This is a genomic window from Corynebacterium sp. AOP12-C2-36 (genome assembly GCF_052379185.1).
Lineage (GTDB): Bacteria > Actinomycetota > Actinomycetes > Mycobacteriales > Mycobacteriaceae > Corynebacterium.
Window position 1 is genome coordinate 143,714 of the sequence record NZ_JBQSYJ010000007.1, and the last position, 17,774, is coordinate 161,487.

Sequence of the window (17,774 nt, forward strand, 5' to 3'; positions counted from 1 at the left end):
ATGACCACGGTCTGCGGCAGTTTCCTCAACGAACTGCGGTAGGCATCGATTACGCATGGAGTCCGGTGTGAAAAAAGCGAAACTCTCCCCCACGGTGGAACTATCCTTCATCGTGGTTGGCTTTGTCTGCCTGATCGTCGGGCTTCCGTTTGCGTCCAGCTCCCCACAGGCGTTTGTCATCGGTATCTGGGGCGTGCTGGTGGGGGCGATTGCTTTTGTGACCACCGCCGCGACGCGCAGTCTGTCCAGCGCTGTAGTGATGACGATCCTGGCAGTGTCCGCACTCGCCTTCATCGCCGGATTCATCTACGTCGCCAACAACAGGGACGGCATACTGACCGCGTACATTCCGATCATCGCGGCCGGAATCCTCCTGTCGAGCGGCACTCAGATGATCTCCCGGCGCCTTTCGACGAGCCGGTAGGAACACAGTTCGACGAAGCGCATCCGGCACGGCACGCGGGGGTTCGCCGGGCGGGGCGGCGACTACTACGCGGCGTCGGCCGCGTCAGTGTCGCTGGAGTCGCTGGAGTCGCTGGAGTCGCTGGGGTCGCTGGAGTCCGACTGGCCCGGCGCGCCGCTCGGCGGCTCGCCACCCATGTCATCCATGTCGCCGCCGGGGCCACCGCTCATGCCGCTGGCCTCCTGCTGCTCCACGCTGCCGGCGTAGTCGTTGGACGGGTCGCGGTAGATGGTGTGCACGTGGCCCCAGCCGGAGGTGCTGACCCCGTCGACGTCGGCGCCGGCGGAACCCTGCTGGGCCTCCAGGGCGACGTAGACGTTCGGGCCGGAGATCGAGAACGAGATGCCGTCGCCGGTGCTCATGTCGTAGGTCGTCTCACCGGACCAGGCGATCACCGTGTCGTCGAGGGTGGCCTCGATCTCGGCGCGGGTGGTGGCGTTGCTCTCGTCGTCGGCCATCTCGGACCAGTTCGCGATCAGGTCGAGCAGGAGTTCCTTCTGCTCGTCGGTGAGGTCGGCGCCGGTGAGTCCTTCGCCGGACTCGAAGTCGCAGGTGTCGCCGGGGGCGCACATGCTCACGTCGCCGGAGGTCAGCGTCTCCTGCTGTTCCTCGGTGAGGCTGTCGTAGAAGGCGAAGGCGTCGGCGTAGATGCCGTCGAAGGGCTGGACCTCGTTGCCGTCCTCGTCCTTGTACACGGCCGGCTGCACGCCGAGGTGCGTGGGGGCGAAGGTGATCGAGTCCGTCGAGCCGTCCAGGGTGGCGTTGATGCCCAGGTGGTGGCCGCCGAACTGGACCTCGAAGGCGCTGGTGTCGGAGGGGTCGCCGAAGAAGGCGATGTAGTACTGGCCGAGGGAGTCCTCGGTGGAGTCGCTGTTCTCGAGCAGGTACTCGTCGCCGCCCATGATGCCGGAGACGGTCTCGTAGGCCTCGTCGCTGAGCAGGTTCTCCAGCACGGCCAGTGCGGCGGTCTGCTGTTCCTCGGTGAGGTCGGTGAGGTTGAGTCCGGCACGGTCGACGAAGGTGACCGGGAAGTTGGACCAGGAGGTGGTCTTGGTCTCGTCGTCGTAGTCGTAGAGCACGGTCTCGCGCTCCTCGTCGGACAGGGTGTCGAGGAAGGCCTCGGCGGCGGTGGCGGTGTCCGAGATGGTGCCGGAGGTGGAGTCGGCGTCGGTGCTCGAGGCGTCGGTGGAGCTGCTCGCCGTGCTCACGGACGTGTTCGCGGTGGCAGAGGAACTGCCCGAGGCGCTGGTGGAGGCGTCCTCGGTGGAGCAGGCGCCGAGCACGAGGCCGGCGGACATGAGGGTCGCGGTGATCCAGGCGGTGTGGCGGCGCATCCTCGTGCGGCGTGTGGTGGGGGTGGTCATGGTGGTCCTCCTGTGGGGGGCGGGTTCTCGGGCGGGGCGGGCTGCTGCCCGATGTCGTGTCCACCATGTTCGTCGATCCCGCACCCGCCCACATCCCCCTGTCGTGGACACTGCGATACCACGCTCGTGGTATCACCCGGTACCGCCTGGCGCGGTGTCCTATAGTCGCACGAATGAGGATCATCGACGCGCGCGACTGGGTGCCGGAGGGCACCGTCACCACGTGGCTGCCGTCCGCGGCCATGAAGGACGAGGCGACCACGGCGCAGGACGACCCGACGCCGGCGTCGTTCCTGCAGTCCGACCACGTGCGCGGCGTGCTCGCGGCACGCGGGCAGGGCCGCACGCACCACGCCTACACCTGTTCGGTGGCCACGCTGCCCGGCGTGCCGGACGCGGTGCGCATGACGCGGGCGGTCAACGCCTTCGTCGCCGCGCACGAGGGGCTGCGTTCGGGGTTGTCCGTCGCCGGCGACGCACCGCAGGAACCGATCGAACGCAGGACGCTGCCCGCCGCGGCGGTCGACCTCGTCGCCACCGACGTCCCCGGCGTGCCCACCGACGCGATCACCGAGCTGCTGGCGTCCACCGCGGTCTTCGACCACGTCCCGGCGCTGGTGGTGGCCACGGTGGCGCGGGAGGACGCGGCGTCCTTCGACCTGCTGTTCGCCCTGGACCACGCCTCCGGCGACGGGCTCTCGCAGATGACGGGCATCCTGGAGCTCATCGAACGCTACGACGGGGCCACGCCGGATACCACCCCGAGCTTTTTGGACTACGTGCGCGACGAGTACGCCCGCGCCGCGACCGTGCACGACGACTCCCCCGGCGTGCGCGCGTGGCGCGACATGTTCGCCCTCACCGACGGACGGGTCCCCGGGTTCCCGCTGCCCACCGGCGTCGTCGACGGGGTACCGCAGCCGGCGGTCGGGTGGGCGTCCGACGGGATCCTGGCCGACCGGGACACCACCGCCCGGCTGCGCGACCTCGCGCGGGCCCACCAGGTCAGCTTCAGCACCGTGCTCTACGCCGCGCTCGGGGTCGCGCACGCACGGCTGACCGGGCAGGACCGCTACGCGACGGTGGTCGTCGCGGCCACGCGCGGGCGGACCTACGCCCACTCGCAGGGCTGGTTCTGCAACTTCACGCCGCTGTCCTTCCCCGTAGCTGCCGGTGGTGTGGCTGCCGTCCTGCCGGACGCCGCGGCCGCGCAGGCGCGCATGAAGGAGGCCCTCGACGAGCCGGTGCACGCCTCGCTGGGGCACCTGATCGGCACCGGGCAGGTCGACGCGTCGGTGATGGGCAGCCCGCAGATGGTGACCTACCTCGACCTCGGCTGGTTCGACGAGCCCGCCGACGCGGACGTGCGCCTGTTCACCGGCGTCGGCCGCACCGCCAACGCCAACCTGTGGATCTCCCGCAACGACGCCGGCCTCGGGCTCTCCTGCCAGGCGCCGGACAACCCCACCGCCCGGGAGTCCGTGCGCACCTACGTGGCCACCCTGCGCGAGGTACTCGCCGAGGCGGCCGTGGAGAGCGCACGGTAACGATGCACGTCACCTACCTCGACCACGTCGCCCTGACCGGACCGTTCACCGAACTGCGCGTCGACTGGCGCGGTGAGCCGGGCGGCACGGGCGCACCGCTCACCTTCAACCAGCGCAACCACCTGGCCGCCGCCGCGGCGTCCGGACGCTCCACGTGGATCGGCGGCACCCTGCCCGTGCCGTCCGATGCAGCGTCCGGTGCAGCGTCCGGTGCTGTTGCGTCCGACGTGGCGGAGGCCGTGCGCGCGGTGATCGCCGGGGCGGACGCGCTGCGCAGCGTCGCCCGCGGGGACCGGCAGCAGGCCTACGCGCCGGACGCCGTGAGCGTCACCGTGGGCCCCACCACGCAGGACGTCCCGGTGCCCGGCGCGCTCGAGGCGCTGATGGCCGAGCGCTGCCGGCCCGGCGCGGTGCCCGGCCTGTTCCTCGCCCTGTGCGGCGGGGAGCTGGTGGTCGGCGTGGACCACTTCCACGCCGACATGCTCAGCGTGTGGCTCCTGCTGCGCCGCATCCACGGCGAACTCACCGGGCGTCCCCTCGGCCCCGGGCCGTCCTACCTCGACACTGCGCCCGCCGAGACCTCCGACCCGGACGCGGCGTTGGACGTGTGGCGCGGTTTCCTCGGCACCACCGCCGGACGCGTCCCCGCCTTCCCCGTCGACCTCGGGGTGACTGGGCTGGTGGAGCCGGTGGAGCCCGTGCACGACGTCCGCCACCTGCTCGACGCCCCCGAGCTCACCGGGCAGCTGGACGCCCGGACCTTCGCCGTGGTGCTCACCGCGCTGGCCGGGGCGTTGGAACCGGTGACCGGTGCGTCCGAGTTCGCCACGGTGATCCCCGTGCACACCCGCGGCCGGCGCGCCGATCCGCGCCACGACGTGGTCGGGTGGATGGTCGGCAATGCCCCGGTCGTCGCCAGTGCCGGTGATGTGGACGCCACCCTGGGGTGGCTGCGCGACGCGGTGACCGTGGCCGGCCTGCCCCTGGAGACGATGATGGAGCAGCTCGCCCCCACCCTGCCGGACGGTGTGGTGCCGATGGTCTCCTACATGGACTTCCGTGACGGGAACGGTGGCGGCAGTGCCGGTGATGCTCCCCTGCTGCCGGAGGGGGCGCGCTACGTGTCCTCGTCCTCGCCTACGGACACGGTGCAGCTGTGGTTCTCCCGCTCAGACGCGGGCCTGGACCTGCGCGCGAAGTACCCGGACACCCCGGAAGCTCGCCGCGCGATGGACGGGGTATTCGGAGCACTACAAGAGGCCCTGCGAGCCAACCGACCAGCTGGATAAGAACCCACCCAAACTCGGGCGTTCGTTCTCCTGTCTCTGAAATACCCCACCGGTTGCAGGCCCCCCGACCTCGCGATAGCGTTGCTGAAGTACAAAAGTACGGCATCGTACAATTGGATCCATATCGGCGATGCCGTATGACGGAAACACCTGTTTCCCACGGCCCGGTCGAGGACAACAATGTTCTGGTCCACGATAAGGACAGCTGGTGGAAGAACTGGGGCAACCTGCCAAGAAGGGATCCTCAATGTTTGAAAAATGCCTTACACCTCGACGGATCATAATCTCTTCGATGACCTTGGCGGTCATGTCCGTCATTGTGGGCGCGATTGTGAGCGACCAGGGGATAGCAGGAACACTGCACTACTACCCCATCTGGTTCGTGGTACCTGCCGCGTTCCTGACAACAGTCGTTCAACTCGCCCTGATCAAGGGAGAAAAGACGTCAACTGTCGGAGATGGCAGCTCCGGCATTCAGCGACGGCCGCAGGGATAGACAACAATCCGATCCTTCCGGACAGGGCCGGGGTGATCTGCGAAGATCGTTGTCAAGGGCGCTCGAGTACTCCGGTACTGAGACAAGTTCCCCCGGGAATGACGCCGGCTACAGCCACCGCACCACGTCGCTGCCCCAGCGCAGACCCCACCGGTCCAGCTCCCCGGCCACCAGGTCGAGCAGATGCTCGGTGTCGCGGACGTGGACCGGGTCCAGGGAGGTGAAGGACAACGACAGCGTGTCCCCGTTGCGCACCGCCCAGGCGCTGATCCCGCCCCGTCGCGCCGCGAGTTCCCGGGCGGAGTCCGCCCGGATCACGGAACGCAGGGCCACGTCACAGGTAGCAGTTGACCCGGAGTCCAGTCCGGAGTCCAGTCCCAGGCGAGCGAAGGCGGCGTCGGGCTCGCCGAGGTTCGACGCGAGGCACAGCGGGGTGCTGGACCCTGCCGCGGCCCGACGCACCACGGCGTCCGGCAGCACCTGCGCGAGCTGCGCCATCGCCGCCACGCGGTCCAGGCCGCCTTGTTCCGCCCGGTCACCGACCTGTCGGTAGGCCACCTTCGCCGCCTCGCGCAGCGGACGCAGGTCACGGTAGCGTCCTGGGTCCACGGTGGTGTGCACCGTCGCCCCGGTGGTGACGTTGGCACGCAGGTCAACGCCTGAATCAGCAGGATCAGCCGGATCAGCCGGGCCGACACCACGCACCGACATCGGCACGGCGACGGGCACGGCGTCCCCCTCACCCACCCGCCCGGAGCCGGCGAGCACGCCGAGGGTCACGGCCTGGAACAGCGTGTTGGACGTCCCGTCGACCGCCGCGGCGACCTCGTCGAAGCGTGCGGTGTCCACCCGCACCGCCACGGTGGGCACCACGGCGGGGCCGTCCCCCACCATGTCCACTGGAGCGTCGGGAACGGCGCCGGACGCAGCGGGCACGGCACCGCTGCCGCCGCGCAGCAGGCCCACCGCGGCGCGTCCTGCGGCGCGGGTGAGGGAGAGGGCGTCGCGCAGTGTGTCGCCGGGCGCGCGGCGGGACCCGGCGGCGTGCTGTGTGCCGGTCACGGCCTCGGTGACGGCGCTGATCAGCGCGGCGCCGTCGGCGACGACGTGACTGCGCACCAGGGAGACGACCACGTCACCGTCGGTGGTGGGTCGGGCGCACAGTTCCCAGGCGGGGCCGTGCACGCTGTCGATGCCGGTGGTGAGCCGGTCGTCGAGCCACCCGGTGACGGCGTCGGGGGCCAGCGGGTCACGCTCGACGTGCACGCGTCCGGCCTCGGGGGTGAAGGTCCAACGGTCTCGCACCGGGCCGCGGGTGCGGGTGACCAGGCGGGAGAGGCGTCCGGCGCGCAGGTGACGTCCGACGTCGGCGACGTGGTCGAGCACCGCACCAGTGTTGCCGGACGCCTCAGTATTACCAGCCGCGCCGATCCGCCAGATCACCTGAGGCAGCACGGGCATGCCCGTCACCTGCTCCATGACCACGAAGAGGTGGTCGTCGGCGGTCAGACGCTCCACCGGCTCAGCCCTCCGACACTGCCACGGGGGTCGTCGGTACCTCGAAGGGCTCCGAGGAGGCGTCGCCGGTGTCGACCACGCTGTGCAGCACGGCGAAGTACTCGGCGATCAGGGCGCGCACGGCCTCGCGGGTCACCCGGTCGTCCGGGTAGCGCATGGAGATGTTCACCCCGGCGCGGGTGCGCACCACCCACACGTAGACGTCGCTGGCGCTGCGGGCGACGGCGCGCAGCGTCCTGTCGTGGGGCGTCCAGTCGTCGGCGCCGGGGATGAAGCGGGTGTCCACGTAGGACACCACGAACCGCGGCGGGCGGGTGACGCCGAGCAGCTCGGCGACGCGCGGGTACGGGTGGGCGACCACGTCACGGTTGGCCTTCACCGCCGCGGTGGTGGCGGCGACGGCCTCGGAGAAGTCCGCACCGCGCGGCATCGGGTCCTCCACCGGCATCAGCCCCACGAACCAGCCGGCGGACAGGGCGAACTCCGGGGAGGTGCGGGTGTGCATCGGCATCACGTAGCGCAGCGCGTCGCCGCAGACACCGGTGCGGTCGGCGCGCGCGACGGCGACCTTCAGCGCGGCGAGCAGGCCGGTGACCTGGCTGCCGCCGTAGCTCTTGGCGAGCTGGCCGAAGACCGTGGCGTCGACCTCGCCGAGCAGCCAGACGGACGTGCTGACCTGCAGGGGCTCAGGGGCGCCGGACGCTTCGGGCGCCGCAGGCGTCGCGGCGAGCGCCAGCGCCGGCGGCGTGCCGTCGCAGCGTCCCAGGAAGTCGCGCCACCGCTGCACCACGGGGTGCTCCACGGTGAGCTCGTCGGCCAGTTCGCGCTCGACGCGGCTGTAGTCCACGTGCGAGCCGGCGAGCGGCAGCTCGGGGCAACGTCCGGCGAGCTCGGCGGCGTAGATCTCACGCAGCTCGGCGATGGAGACGATCTGGGTGTAGGCGTCCATCACCGCGTGGTCGGCGGCGAAGACGACGGTGAACCAGGGGCCGTCCTGGCTGCCGAGGGAGTCGTCCGGCGCCTCGGCGTCCGGTCCGACGGTCGCCACGGTCAGGTGCGGCCACTGCAGGGCGGAGACCTCGGTGGCGAAGTGCCGTTCGAGGACCTCGCGCACGCTCGCCGCGTCCGCCAGGTGTCCGACGCTGCGGGACGTCACGTCGACGGCGTCGGCGGGCAGCGTCCTGCGGTGCAGGGCGGGGTCCTCCACCGCGGAGTCGCCGACGGTGCCCGCCACGGCGGTGGTGCGGTAGGCCTCGTGGCGGACCATCCACGCACGCAGGGTGGCGGCGAAGACCTCGGCGTCGAAGGTGTGGTGGATGCGGAAGGCGGTGCCGATCCAGTTGTCGCCGCGGGGGTCGGAGGCGTCGGACGAGGTGTCAGACGCGGCGGGGTTCGCGGCAGGGTTCGCGGCGGGGCCGGCGGCGAGCGCCTCGGCGACGTGCGCCTCGTGGTTGCAGGACAGGGGGCGGGGGTCCACGGCCCAGGCGTCGCCTGAATCGGCGGTGGAGGTCGTCGCTGTGGGGGTCCAGGTCGTGACATGTCCGGCGTGCAGCCGGTACGCCGCGAGTTCGGTGTACTCCATGGCAGGGTCCTTTCCGGGGGCAGAGGTGAGGGACGGAAGGGAGACGGGGCACGATCGGTGCCGTCTGTGCTGTCTGTGCTTGCTCTTGACGTGGATCTCTTTGATAGCACGGACGCGCGCGGCGCGCAGCTGGTGAACGCCGGTACGTGACCGATGCCACAGCGTCCGGCGCGGCGTCCGGCGTGACGTCCGGGCGTACCCCGCGCGCCGTGCCAGATCCGGTCGTCGCGTGCCACGATCCGAGCGGATCCTGCACGCAACGCGGGGTCGTCGCTTCAGGCGGCGTCCTTCGCGGCGAAACGCGGGTGGTCGAGCTTCCAGGTCACCGCGGCGATCACCGTGGTGATCACTGCCAGAGCGGCCAGGGAGTTGTGCGTGCCGATGGAGTGGAACACCGCCCCGCCGAGCACGATGCCCACGAGGAAGCCGGCGTAGGTCACCAGCTGGGCGACCCACACCCACCGCTGCACCCCGGACAGGTGCAGGGCGAACCCCTGGCCCATCTTCACCAGCGTGCCGGTCACGTACGACAGCGGCATCGCCACCTGGTTACCGCGGCTGATGGAGGTGTTCAACGCGCCCAGCCCGAAGGCCAGCGACAGGATCGGCACCACACCGAAGGACGCACCGGCCTCGTCGGTGAGGACGTCGAACAACCAGGCGACGTACGCGGCGACCATGGTGACCAACGTCGCGGCGTGCCGGGACTTCGTCCACCAGTAGATGCGGGCGAACGTGGCGACCATGACGCCCACCAGGAACGCCACCACCGTGGCCAGCGCGCCGAGGCCGAGCAGGTGGTTGCCCTTGAAGTGCTCCAGGATCATGCGCTCGGTGTTTCCGGTCATGAAGGTCACGTACCAGCCGGAGCTGTGCAGCCAGGCGGCCGCGCCCATGGCCCCGGCAAGTCCGGCGAGGACGATGCCGAGGTTCATCTCGCGACGGTCGTGGTACGGGCCGAGGGCCGGGTTGCGTGGAGGCATGCGGGGACTTTCCGTGAGGGGTCGGTTGAGCGGAGCCGCCGAGACTACCGCACCGCGATCTCCTGAACGGGTCTACCCTGGAGGCATAAGTTAAACCCGTGAGAGAGAACAGGTCGTAGATCATGTCAACACCAGTTCAGGCTGCAGTCGTCCGTGGAGTCGATGAGCCGTTCACTTTCGAGAATCTCACGCTCGGGGACCTGCGCCCCGACGAGATCCTCGTCAAGGTCACCTCGGTGGGGCTGTGCCACACCGACATCGCCGTGAGGCAGGGTGACATCGAGAGCCCGTACCCCATCGTCCTGGGCCACGAGGGCGCCGGGATCGTGGAGGAGGTCGGGGACGCCGTCCTCGGCGTGAAGGTGGGCGACGCCGTGGCGATGTCGTATGCGGCCTGCGGCCACTGCCGCAACTGCCGGAGCGGACGGGAGGCCTACTGCCTGAACTTCACCTTCCTGAACTTCGGCGGCGCCCGTGAGGACGGCTCGACCACGTTCGAGGACGACGGGGTGCACGGCAGCTTCTTCGGCCAGTCGTCCTTCGCCACGCACGCGATCGCCTCGGAGAAGAACGTGGTCGTGCTGCCCGAGGGGGCACCGGTGGAGATCGCCGGCCCGCTGGGCTGCGGCATCCAGACCGGCGCGGGGTCCGTCCTGAACACGCTGAACGTGCCCGCGGGCGAGTCGATCGTGGTCACCGGCACCGGCGCGGTGGGGCTGGCCGGGATCATGGCGGCCAGCGTCGCCGGGGCCACGACCATCATCGCCGTCGACATCATCGACGAGCGTCTGGAGTTCGCCCGTCGGCTGGGTGCCACGCACACCATCAACTCGAAGAACGAGGACCCGGTCGAGAAGATCCTGGAGATCACCGGTGGCGGGGCGGACTACGCGCTGGACACCACCGCCGTGCCGGGTGTGGTCTCCCAGCTCATCGACTCCACGTCCTTCGGCGCGAGGATCGCGCTCATCGGCGCGCCGAAGCCGGGGGCGATGATCGACCTCGAGCGCATCTCGGCGTCCGGCAAGCAGATCATCGGCGCCATCGAGGGCGACTCCGTCCCCCAGGTGTTCATCCCGCACCTGGTGGAGCTGTACAAGGCAGGTCGGTTCCCCTTCGACGAGCTGGTCACCACCTACCCCTTCGAGCAGATCGACCAGGCCATCGAGGACACCGTCAACGGAAAGACCGTCAAGGCCGTGCTGACAATGCCCTGAGACCGATTCCAGATACCGCACCTGAATAACCCTGAAGAACCAGAAGTACGAGAAGAAGGAGCACCCATGCGTGCAGTGACATTCACCGCCAAGGACACCGTCGAGGTCCAGGACCGGCCGGTGCCGGAGATCCAGGCCGACGAGGTCCTGCTGAAGGTGTCCGGGGCCGGACTCTGCCACTCCGACCTGCACATCATCGGCACCGACGACAGCCCGCTGATCGGCGCCACCCTGGGCCACGAGGTGGCCGGTGTAGTAGAAGACCGGCGAGGCCGTCACCGGCTGGGAGAAGGGCGACAGTGCCCTGGTGGCCCTGGTCCTGAGCTGCGGCGAGTGCAACAAGTGCCTCGCCGGACGCGACAACGAGTGCGAGGTGGCGAACCCGCGCGGCGCGATGGCCCCGGTGTCCCCCGGCATCGGCTCCCCTGGCGGCATGGCCGAGTACATCGCGGTGAAGACCCACCACCTCGACCCGCTGGGCGACCTGGACCCGACCACGTCCGCCCCGCTGGCGGACGCGGCGTTGACCCCGATGCACGCGGTCAACAGCATCCGTGACCGGCTCGTGGGTGGCGCCACGGTGGTCACCATCGGTCTCGGCGGGCTGGGTCACGTGGGCCTGCAGATCCTCGCGGCCACGACCGGTGCCCGGATCATCGCCCTGGACACCGACGCGTCCAAGGTGGAGTACGCCGCCTCCCACGGCGCGGACCTTGCGCTGCCCAGCGACGGCGACGCCGCGGCACGCATCCTGGAGGAGACCGGCGGGCGCGGCGCGGACGTGGTCCTGGACTTCGTCGGCGTGCAGCCGACCGTGGACCTGGCGTTGTCGGTGGTCGGCGTGGGCGGGGCGATCCGTTTCGTCGGCCTCGGCGGCGGCGAGTTCGGCTACAACACCGCGGCGTCCCCGCTCGAGTGGGGCGTGAACATCGAGCGCGCCTACGGCGGCACCCGCGCCGACATGCGCCAGGCGGTGGCGCTGGTCCAGCAGGGCAAGCTGCACGTGGAGACCACGACGTACCCGCTGGAGGACGCCGCGCGCGCCTTCGACGACCTGCGGGCAGGCACGGTCGCCGGACGCATCGTGCTGGTGCCGTAGCCGGCGTCCTTGGTGGCTGGGGCCCCGCGGTGTAGTGTGGACGTCGGTTACAGTTTCTGAGTTGTTTTTCCCTTTCGGTTCCCCGGAAGGAATCAAGTTCACGGAAGTTGTCTTTTGGACGCGAACTGATTCCTCCAGGAACATTCGGTCGACCCAGCGCACGGAATGATCCGGACGCTGACACTGAAGAAAGGATGATCTCATGATCAACGGAACTGTCAAGTGGTTCAACGCCGAAAAGGGCTTCGGCTTCATCTCCCCCGAGGACGGCTCCGCCGACGTCTTCGTCCACTACTCGGAGATCCAGGGCAACGGTTTCCGTAGCCTCGAGGAGAACCAGAAGGTCACCTTCGAGACCGAGGACGGCCGCAAGGGCCCGGCCGCTGTCTCCGTCACGGTGGTCTAGGAAGAACTTCCCGACCCCGGCACCGTCGTTCAGCGACGGTGCCGGGGTTTTCCTGTGCGTGCCCCAGGGTTAATGGTCAGAATGCGTGTCTGCCTCGGGCGCGTCATGACCAGCGCTCAGCCCGTCTCGACCTGCAGGCGACCGGGTCGTACGGGGCAAGTCCCGGGAAGCGGTGGCCTAGCGCCTCTGCTGCCCGGCGCAATCCCTGCATTTCGGTCCGGTCACTGCCAGTGATCGGACCGAAATGCAGGGATTGCGCCGGAGCCTCGGGACGAGCTGCTTCGGGTTACCCGGAGTCAGCGGGCGCAGCCTCCATGGGCCGGTACGTCGGAGCAATGGCAGCTCCGCGGCTCAGTAGATCCCGAAGAGCTATCCGAGCTCCCTTTCTCTAGCTTGACCTGCTGCGGAGCGCCGGTCCCGGACACACATTCTGTCGTTTAACCCGTGCCCCACCTGCGCGGGGTACGGGTTATGCGGCGTTCAGCACGATCATCCAGATGGCGATGTGGTGCAGGCCGGCGGCGATGATCGTGCCGGCGTGGAAGACCTCGTGGAAGCCGAACCAGTGTTCGCTGATCGTCGGCCACTTCAGCGCGTACCCCAGCGCGCCGACGCTGTAGATCACCCCGCCGAGGATGATGAGCACCAGCTCCGGTGCCGTGAGCCCGTGCCACAGGATGTTCATGCCGAACACGGCGATCCACCCGAGCACCAGGTAGATCGTGACGGACAACCACCGCGGGTGGGTGATCCACAGGATGTTGACCGCCACCGCGGCGATCGCCGTGACCCAGCACAGCACCAGGAGTGGCACCCGGTTTCCCGGTGCGTCGGCGCCGAGGAAGATCGGCCCGTAGGTGCCGGCGATGAAGATGGCGATCATGGAGTGGTCGGCCCGCCGCCAGCCCTGCACCGAACCCTCGCTCTTCCAGGGCACGCGGTGGTACAGGGCGGAGACCCCGAGCATGCCGGCGAGGCAGAGCGCGTAGACGGCGGTGGCCACGGCCAGCCAGGAGAACCCGGTGGTGGCGAACGCCAGGACGGTGAGGCTGGTGCCGGTGCCGAGGAAGAACCAGAACGCGAACAGGTGCAGGTAGCCGCGCAGCACGGGCCGCGGCCCGCGGTAGAACACGGTGCGCCGGGTGGGGGTACCGGGGTCGGTGGTCATGACACGCCCCTCACACCGCACCTGGCCCGCTGCCCGGCTCGCGACCCGGCTCATGACGAAGCCGCGGCTCGACCCGGGAGGCGGGGATGAACCCGGACTTGTCGCGGTAGAACTCGCGGATCCTCGCCATGTCGGCGGCGACGTCGCCGGTGACCTCGAAGGTGGGGCCGAGGCCGGTGGTCATGGTGGGACGGTCCACGTAGCCGAGCGTGAGCGGCAGGCCGGTCTGCTCGGCGAGGCGGTAGAAGCCGGACTTCCAGTACTCGTGCGCACCGCGGGTGCCGTCCGGCGTGATGACGATGGCCAGGCCCTTGTCGTCGTTGAGCTGGGAGACCAGGTCCCCCACGACCTCGCCGGGGGACTCCCGGTCGACGGCGATCCCCCCGAGCGCGCGCATCACCGGGCCCCGCAAGCCGTGGAAGAGGCTGGTCTTGCCCAGCCACCGCATCCTGATCCCCAGCTTCCACGCGATGGCGAGCATGAGGATGAAGTCCCAGTTGGACGTGTGCGGTGCGCCGATGAGGATCGTTGGACGCTGAGGCGCGGGCTGGGGTGCCAGCCGCCACCTGCTGACGAACCAAAACGCACTGGCGATGAGGCGTTTTATCATTGGCCCATATTACAACGACAGCGGCGTGGAGACGGGGTGGAGACGGGGCTACCAGGGGGCCTCCAGGTGGCCTTCAGGGGCCCTCCAGCAGCTCCCCGGCGACGCCTACGCCGCGTCCAGCAGATCGCGCGCGGTGCCCACCGCGGTGACGGCGGCGTCCGGGGAGACCCGGACGAGCACGGACGCGGAGATCACCAGCCCGGTGCAGGCGTCGGCCAGGGTCTCCTGGCGGGCCGGTTCCAGCTGCGGCCGGGCGGCGCGGATGCCGCGCAGGTAGGCGGCGCGCAGTTCGGCGCGGTAGTCGTCGACGACGCGGGCCATCGTCGCGTCCCTGCCGATGGGGGCGGTGGCGGCGTTGAGGATGAGGCACCCATCAGAACCATCAGCCGCGCTGGCGGCGTCCTGCGCGCCGAAGGCGTCCTTGAGCATGTCGAGGTAGCGCCCGAAGGCGTCCGGAGCGACGGTTTCGCCGGTCAGCGGGGTGAGGCTGGGGCGGATGACCTCGTCGAGGTAGTTGGTCACGGCGGCGTCGAACAGGCCGCGTTTGGAGCCGAAGGCGTGGTAGATGCTGGAGCGGCCCAGGCCGGTGGCGCGTTCGAGTTCGGGGAGCGGGGCGTTGTCGAAGCCGTGGCGCCAGAAGACCGCGCGCGCGTCGCGCACGGCGGTCTCGGTGCTGAATGTCTGTGGGCGTCCCATCGTCGGGCCTCGTCATCCTTCCGCAGTTGCGTACCGGTCGGTACAGTATATACTGTACTGGCCGGACTAAAACTCTGGCCGGGCTCCACATGACACCACCGGACCCGCCGCCACCAGCGTACCGAACCAGGAGAACCATGCCGCAGGCAACAAGCACCCAGATCCAGTTGGTCCACCGACCGACCGGCTGGCCCACGCACGACGACTTCCGCACCGTCACCGTCACCTACCCCGACCCCGCCCCCGGCGAGGTCCGCGTCGCCAACGAGTTCGTCTCCGTCGACCCCTACATGCGCGGCCGGATGAACGAGGGCCGCAGCTACGTCCCGCCCTTCGCACTCGGCGAGACCACCACCGGCGGCGCCGTCGGACGCGTCACCGCCTCGGCGTCCGACGCCCTGCCCGTCGGCACCGCGGTGCTCCACGAGCACGGGTGGACGGACGTCATCCAGGACGACGCGGCCACGTTCCGGCCCGTCCCCGACATCCCCGGCGCGCCGCTCTCCGCCCACCTGCACATCCTCGGCCTCACCGGGCTGACCGCCTACGTGGGTCTGACCCGGATCGCGTGGATGAAGCCGGGCGACACCGTCTTCGTCTCCGGGGCGGCCGGGGCCGTGGGCACCGCCGTCGGCCAGATCGCGCGCCTGCTCGGCGCCGGACGCGTCATCGGCTCCGCCGGCACCGACGCGAAGGTCGACCTGCTGACCGGGAGGTACGGCTACGACGCCGCGCTGAACTACCGCGACGCCCCCGTCCGCGAGCAGCTCCCCGCGCTCGCGCCGGACGGGGTGGACGTGTTCTTCGACAACGTCGGCGGCGACCACCTCGAGGCCGCGCTCGACGTGATGAACGACGCCGGACGCCTCGCCCTGTGCGGCGCGATCACCGGCTACAACACCACCGACCGCGTACCCGGCCCCGACAACCTGCAGAACATCATCACCCGCGGCCTCACCGTCGGCGGGTTCACCGTGGGCGCCCACCTCGACCTGGTCGAGGAGTTCACCACGCGCATGGCCGGCTGGATCGGCTCCGGCGAGATCGTGTGGGACGAGACCGTCGTCGACGGCATCGGCGACACCGTCGACGCCTTCCTCGACATGATGCGCGGCGCCAACACCGGAAAGATGCTCGTCAACGTCCAGAACACCCGAAACGGAGAAGCAGCATGAGCACCGACACCAATGCAGGACGCACCGCCGTCCTGGTCGTGGACCCCTACAACGACTTCCTCTCCGAGGGAGGCAAGGTCTGGCCGATGGTGCAGGACGTCGCCGAGGACGTCGGCCTCCTCGACAACCTGCGCACCCTCACCGACGCCGCGCGGCACCGCGACGTCCCCGTCGTCTTCGTGCCCCACCGCCGCTGGACGCCGACGAACATGCACGACTGGCGGTTCGTGAACCCGAACCAGGCCGCCGCCCTGGAGATGAGGCTGTTCGAGGCCGGTGAATGGGGCGGCGAGTTCCACCCGGACTTCCGGCCCGGCGGGGACGACGTGGTCGTCGCCGAGCACTGGGCGCAGAACGGCTTCGCCAACACCGACCTGGACCTTCAGCTCAAGCAGCACGGGGTGACGCACGTGGTGCTCGTCGGCATGCTGGCCAACACCTGCATCGAGGCCACCGGGCGCTACGCCATGGAGCTGGGCTACCACGTGACCCTCGTGCGCGACGCCACCGCGGCGTTCACCCCCGAGATGATGCACGCCGCCCACGGGCTCAACGGCCCGACCTACGCGCACCGCATCGCCACGACCGCGGAGGTGCTCGAGGGGCTCTGAGTCTCCTTCCGCGCCACGCTCCCCCGCCCTTTCCCCGGCGTACCCTCGGCGGGGAGAGCGCAGGCCCCACCGCCAGGAAGGCAACCTCAGCCATGACCCAGGACCGCCCGCAGGTCGAACTCAACCCGCTGTTCGCCCGTGTGGGCGAGACCACCAGCTTCCCCCGGAACCGCATCCCGGAGTCCGAGTCCCTCCCCGAGACCGCCTACCAGGTCATCCACGACGAGGCCATGCTGGACGGCAACGCCCGGATGAACCTGGCCACCTTCGTGGGTACGTGGATGGACGACTACGCCGACCGTCTCTACCGCGAGGCCTTCGACAAGAACATGGTCGACAAGGACGAGTACCCCGCCACCGCGGACATCGAGGAACGCTGCTGGCGCATGATCGCCGCCCTGTGGAACGCACCCGACCCAGACGGCACGGGCAGTGCAGACGGTACGGGCGGGGTCGTCGGCACCTCGACGATGGGCTCGTCCGAGGCCTGCATGCTGGGCGGACTGGCGTTGAAACGCCGCTGGCAGCACCGCCGCCGCGCCGCCGGCGCGTCCACCGCACGTCCGAACCTGGTGATGTCCTCGGCGGTGCAGGTGTGCTGGGAGAAGTTCTGCAACTTCTTCGACGTCGAACCGCGCTACGTGCCGATCAGCGAGGAGCACAAGGTCCTCGACGGTCACGACCTGGAACGGTACGTCGACGAGGACACCATCGGTGTGGTGGCGATCCTGGGGGTGACCTACACGGGCATGTACGAGCCGGTGGCCGACATCACCGCCGCACTCGACAGGATCGAGTCGGACACCGGACTGGACGTGCGCATCCACGTGGACGCCGCGTCCGGCGGCATGATCGCCCCGTTCCTGCAGCCGGAGATGGAGTGGGACTTCCGGCTGCCGCGGGTGGCGTCGATCAACGTGTCCGGCCACAAGTACGGGCTGGTCTACCCCGGGCTCGGGTGGGTCGTGTGGCGCCGGGCCGAGGACCTTCCGGAGGACCTGGTCTCCCGGGTGAGCTACCTCGGCGGGGACATGCCGACCTTCGCGCTGAACTTCTCCCGCCCCGGTGCGCAGGTGCTGCTGCAGTACTACCTGTTCCTGCAGCTCGGGATGGACGGGTACCGGCGGGTCCAGCAGAACACCATCGACGTGGCCCGGTACCTGGCCCGGGAGATCGGGGCGATGCCGGAGTTCGACCTGTGGAACGACGCGCAGGACGTCCCGGTGTTCGCCTGGCGCCTCGCGGGCGCCGCCGGCACCGGCGCCGCACGCGGCTGGACGCTCTACGACCTCTCCGACCGGCTGCGGATGAAGGGCTGGCAGGTGCCCGCCTACCCGATGCCCGACGACCTCTCCGACGTCACCGTCCAGCGCATCGTGGTGCGCAACGGCATGAGCCGCGACCTGGCGTCCTTCCTGGTGCGTGACCTACGTGCCTGCGTCGACCACCTCAATGCCCCGGACCCTGCCGCCGGGCAGTCGCATCCGGGCTTCCACCACTGAGCCGGTCCGCGGCGTAGCGTCGTGGCAACTGACCGTCGACGAAAGGTC

17 protein-coding genes and 1 pseudogene are annotated in these 17,774 nt (G+C 69.8%); 11 read left to right on the forward strand and 7 right to left on the reverse strand.

Annotation, left to right across the window (positions count from 1 at the left end; translation table 11 throughout):
- Positions 1 to 67: 67 nt before the first annotated feature.
- Complete coding sequence (locus ACT3UN_RS08065; protein ID WP_441578859.1) at positions 68 to 424, forward strand: hypothetical protein; 357 nt, start codon at positions 68 to 70, stop codon at positions 422 to 424.
- A 65-nt stretch (positions 425 to 489) separates the two neighbouring features.
- On the opposite strand, the gene ACT3UN_RS08070 is transcribed toward ACT3UN_RS08065, so the two are convergent.
- Positions 490 to 1,827, reverse strand: coding sequence for a DUF3500 domain-containing protein (locus ACT3UN_RS08070; RefSeq protein ID WP_444656875.1), 1,338 nt, complete (start codon positions 1,825 to 1,827; stop codon positions 490 to 492).
- Between the two features lie 173 nt (positions 1,828 to 2,000).
- Between ACT3UN_RS08070 and ACT3UN_RS08075 the strand changes: the two genes are divergently transcribed.
- From ACT3UN_RS08075 to ACT3UN_RS08085, 3 genes are all read left to right on the forward strand, one after another.
- Entirely contained in the window at positions 2,001 to 3,374 is a 1,374-nt protein-coding gene (locus ACT3UN_RS08075) for a condensation domain-containing protein (RefSeq protein WP_301443960.1), read from the forward strand.
- Positions 3,375 to 3,376: 2 nt separating this feature from the next.
- Positions 3,377 to 4,663 (forward strand): hypothetical protein, encoded by a 1,287-nt coding sequence (locus ACT3UN_RS08080; RefSeq protein WP_441582348.1) that lies wholly within the window; start codon positions 3,377 to 3,379, stop codon positions 4,661 to 4,663.
- A gap of 208 nt (positions 4,664 to 4,871) precedes the next feature.
- A complete protein-coding gene (locus ACT3UN_RS08085) occupies positions 4,872 to 5,159 on the forward strand; it encodes a hypothetical protein (RefSeq protein WP_301443958.1) in 288 nt (95 codons plus the stop codon).
- Positions 5,160 to 5,267: 108 nt separating this feature from the next.
- Here ACT3UN_RS08085 and ACT3UN_RS08090 read toward each other — a convergent pair whose 3' ends face one another.
- The 3 genes from ACT3UN_RS08090 to ACT3UN_RS08100 form a co-directional block, all read right to left on the reverse strand.
- Complete coding sequence (locus tag ACT3UN_RS08090; RefSeq protein ID WP_441578861.1) at positions 5,268 to 6,677, reverse strand: hypothetical protein; 1,410 nt, start codon at positions 6,675 to 6,677, stop codon at positions 5,268 to 5,270.
- 4 nt (positions 6,678 to 6,681) lie between these two features.
- Complete coding sequence (locus ACT3UN_RS08095; RefSeq protein WP_444656876.1) at positions 6,682 to 8,259, reverse strand: condensation domain-containing protein; 1,578 nt, start codon at positions 8,257 to 8,259, stop codon at positions 6,682 to 6,684.
- A 275-nt stretch (positions 8,260 to 8,534) separates the two neighbouring features.
- A complete protein-coding gene (locus ACT3UN_RS08100) occupies positions 8,535 to 9,242 on the reverse strand; it encodes a YoaK family protein (RefSeq protein WP_444656877.1) in 708 nt (235 codons plus the stop codon).
- 122 nt (positions 9,243 to 9,364) lie between these two features.
- On the opposite strand from ACT3UN_RS08100, the gene ACT3UN_RS08105 reads away from it, so the two are divergent.
- The 4 genes and pseudogenes from ACT3UN_RS08105 to ACT3UN_RS08120 all read left to right on the forward strand — a co-directional run bounded on the left by ACT3UN_RS08105 (position 9,365) and on the right by ACT3UN_RS08120 (position 11,964).
- Complete coding sequence (locus ACT3UN_RS08105) at positions 9,365 to 10,459, forward strand: NAD(P)-dependent alcohol dehydrogenase (protein ID WP_441578863.1); 1,095 nt, start codon at positions 9,365 to 9,367, stop codon at positions 10,457 to 10,459.
- Between the two features lie 66 nt (positions 10,460 to 10,525).
- A pseudogene (locus ACT3UN_RS08110) lies at positions 10,526 to 10,874 on the forward strand (alcohol dehydrogenase catalytic domain-containing protein); the annotation flags it as partial.
- A 117-nt stretch (positions 10,875 to 10,991) separates the two neighbouring features.
- Positions 10,992 to 11,558: a zinc-binding dehydrogenase gene (locus ACT3UN_RS08115; protein WP_441582357.1), complete on the forward strand. Its 567-nt coding sequence runs from the start codon at positions 10,992 to 10,994 to the stop codon at positions 11,556 to 11,558.
- 202 nt (positions 11,559 to 11,760) lie between these two features.
- The gene (locus ACT3UN_RS08120; protein WP_301443614.1) at positions 11,761 to 11,964 is read left to right on the forward strand and encodes a cold-shock protein; all 204 of its coding nucleotides are present in this window, start codon (positions 11,761 to 11,763) and stop codon (positions 11,962 to 11,964) included.
- A 469-nt stretch (positions 11,965 to 12,433) separates the two neighbouring features.
- Here the strand turns inward: ACT3UN_RS08120 and trhA are convergent, their stop codons facing one another.
- The 3 genes from trhA to ACT3UN_RS08135 all read right to left on the reverse strand — a co-directional run bounded on the left by trhA (position 12,434) and on the right by ACT3UN_RS08135 (position 14,438).
- On the reverse strand, positions 12,434 to 13,132 hold the full coding sequence (trhA, locus tag ACT3UN_RS08125; protein WP_301442833.1) for a PAQR family membrane homeostasis protein TrhA: 699 nt from the start codon (positions 13,130 to 13,132) through the stop codon (positions 12,434 to 12,436).
- 10 nt (positions 13,133 to 13,142) lie between these two features.
- Positions 13,143 to 13,742 (reverse strand): 1-acyl-sn-glycerol-3-phosphate acyltransferase, encoded by a 600-nt coding sequence (locus tag ACT3UN_RS08130; protein WP_301442832.1) that lies wholly within the window; start codon positions 13,740 to 13,742, stop codon positions 13,143 to 13,145.
- A 105-nt stretch (positions 13,743 to 13,847) separates the two neighbouring features.
- The gene (locus ACT3UN_RS08135; protein WP_301442831.1) at positions 13,848 to 14,438 is read right to left on the reverse strand and encodes a TetR/AcrR family transcriptional regulator; all 591 of its coding nucleotides are present in this window, start codon (positions 14,436 to 14,438) and stop codon (positions 13,848 to 13,850) included.
- Positions 14,439 to 14,575: 137 nt separating this feature from the next.
- On the opposite strand from ACT3UN_RS08135, the gene ACT3UN_RS08140 reads away from it, so the two are divergent.
- From ACT3UN_RS08140 to ACT3UN_RS08150, 3 genes are all read left to right on the forward strand, one after another.
- Positions 14,576 to 15,613 carry an NADP-dependent oxidoreductase gene (locus tag ACT3UN_RS08140; protein ID WP_441578865.1) on the forward strand — a complete coding sequence of 346 codons (1,038 nt, stop codon included), beginning with the start codon at positions 14,576 to 14,578 and terminating at the stop codon, positions 15,611 to 15,613.
- Entirely contained in the window at positions 15,610 to 16,224 is a 615-nt protein-coding gene (locus tag ACT3UN_RS08145; RefSeq protein ID WP_441582352.1) for an isochorismatase family cysteine hydrolase, read from the forward strand. Before ACT3UN_RS08140 ends, ACT3UN_RS08145 begins: the two co-directional genes overlap by 4 nt.
- 92 nt (positions 16,225 to 16,316) lie before the next feature.
- Positions 16,317 to 17,726 (forward strand): glutamate decarboxylase, encoded by a 1,410-nt coding sequence (locus ACT3UN_RS08150; protein WP_444656878.1) that lies wholly within the window; start codon positions 16,317 to 16,319, stop codon positions 17,724 to 17,726.
- Positions 17,727 to 17,774: the final 48 nt, after the last annotated feature.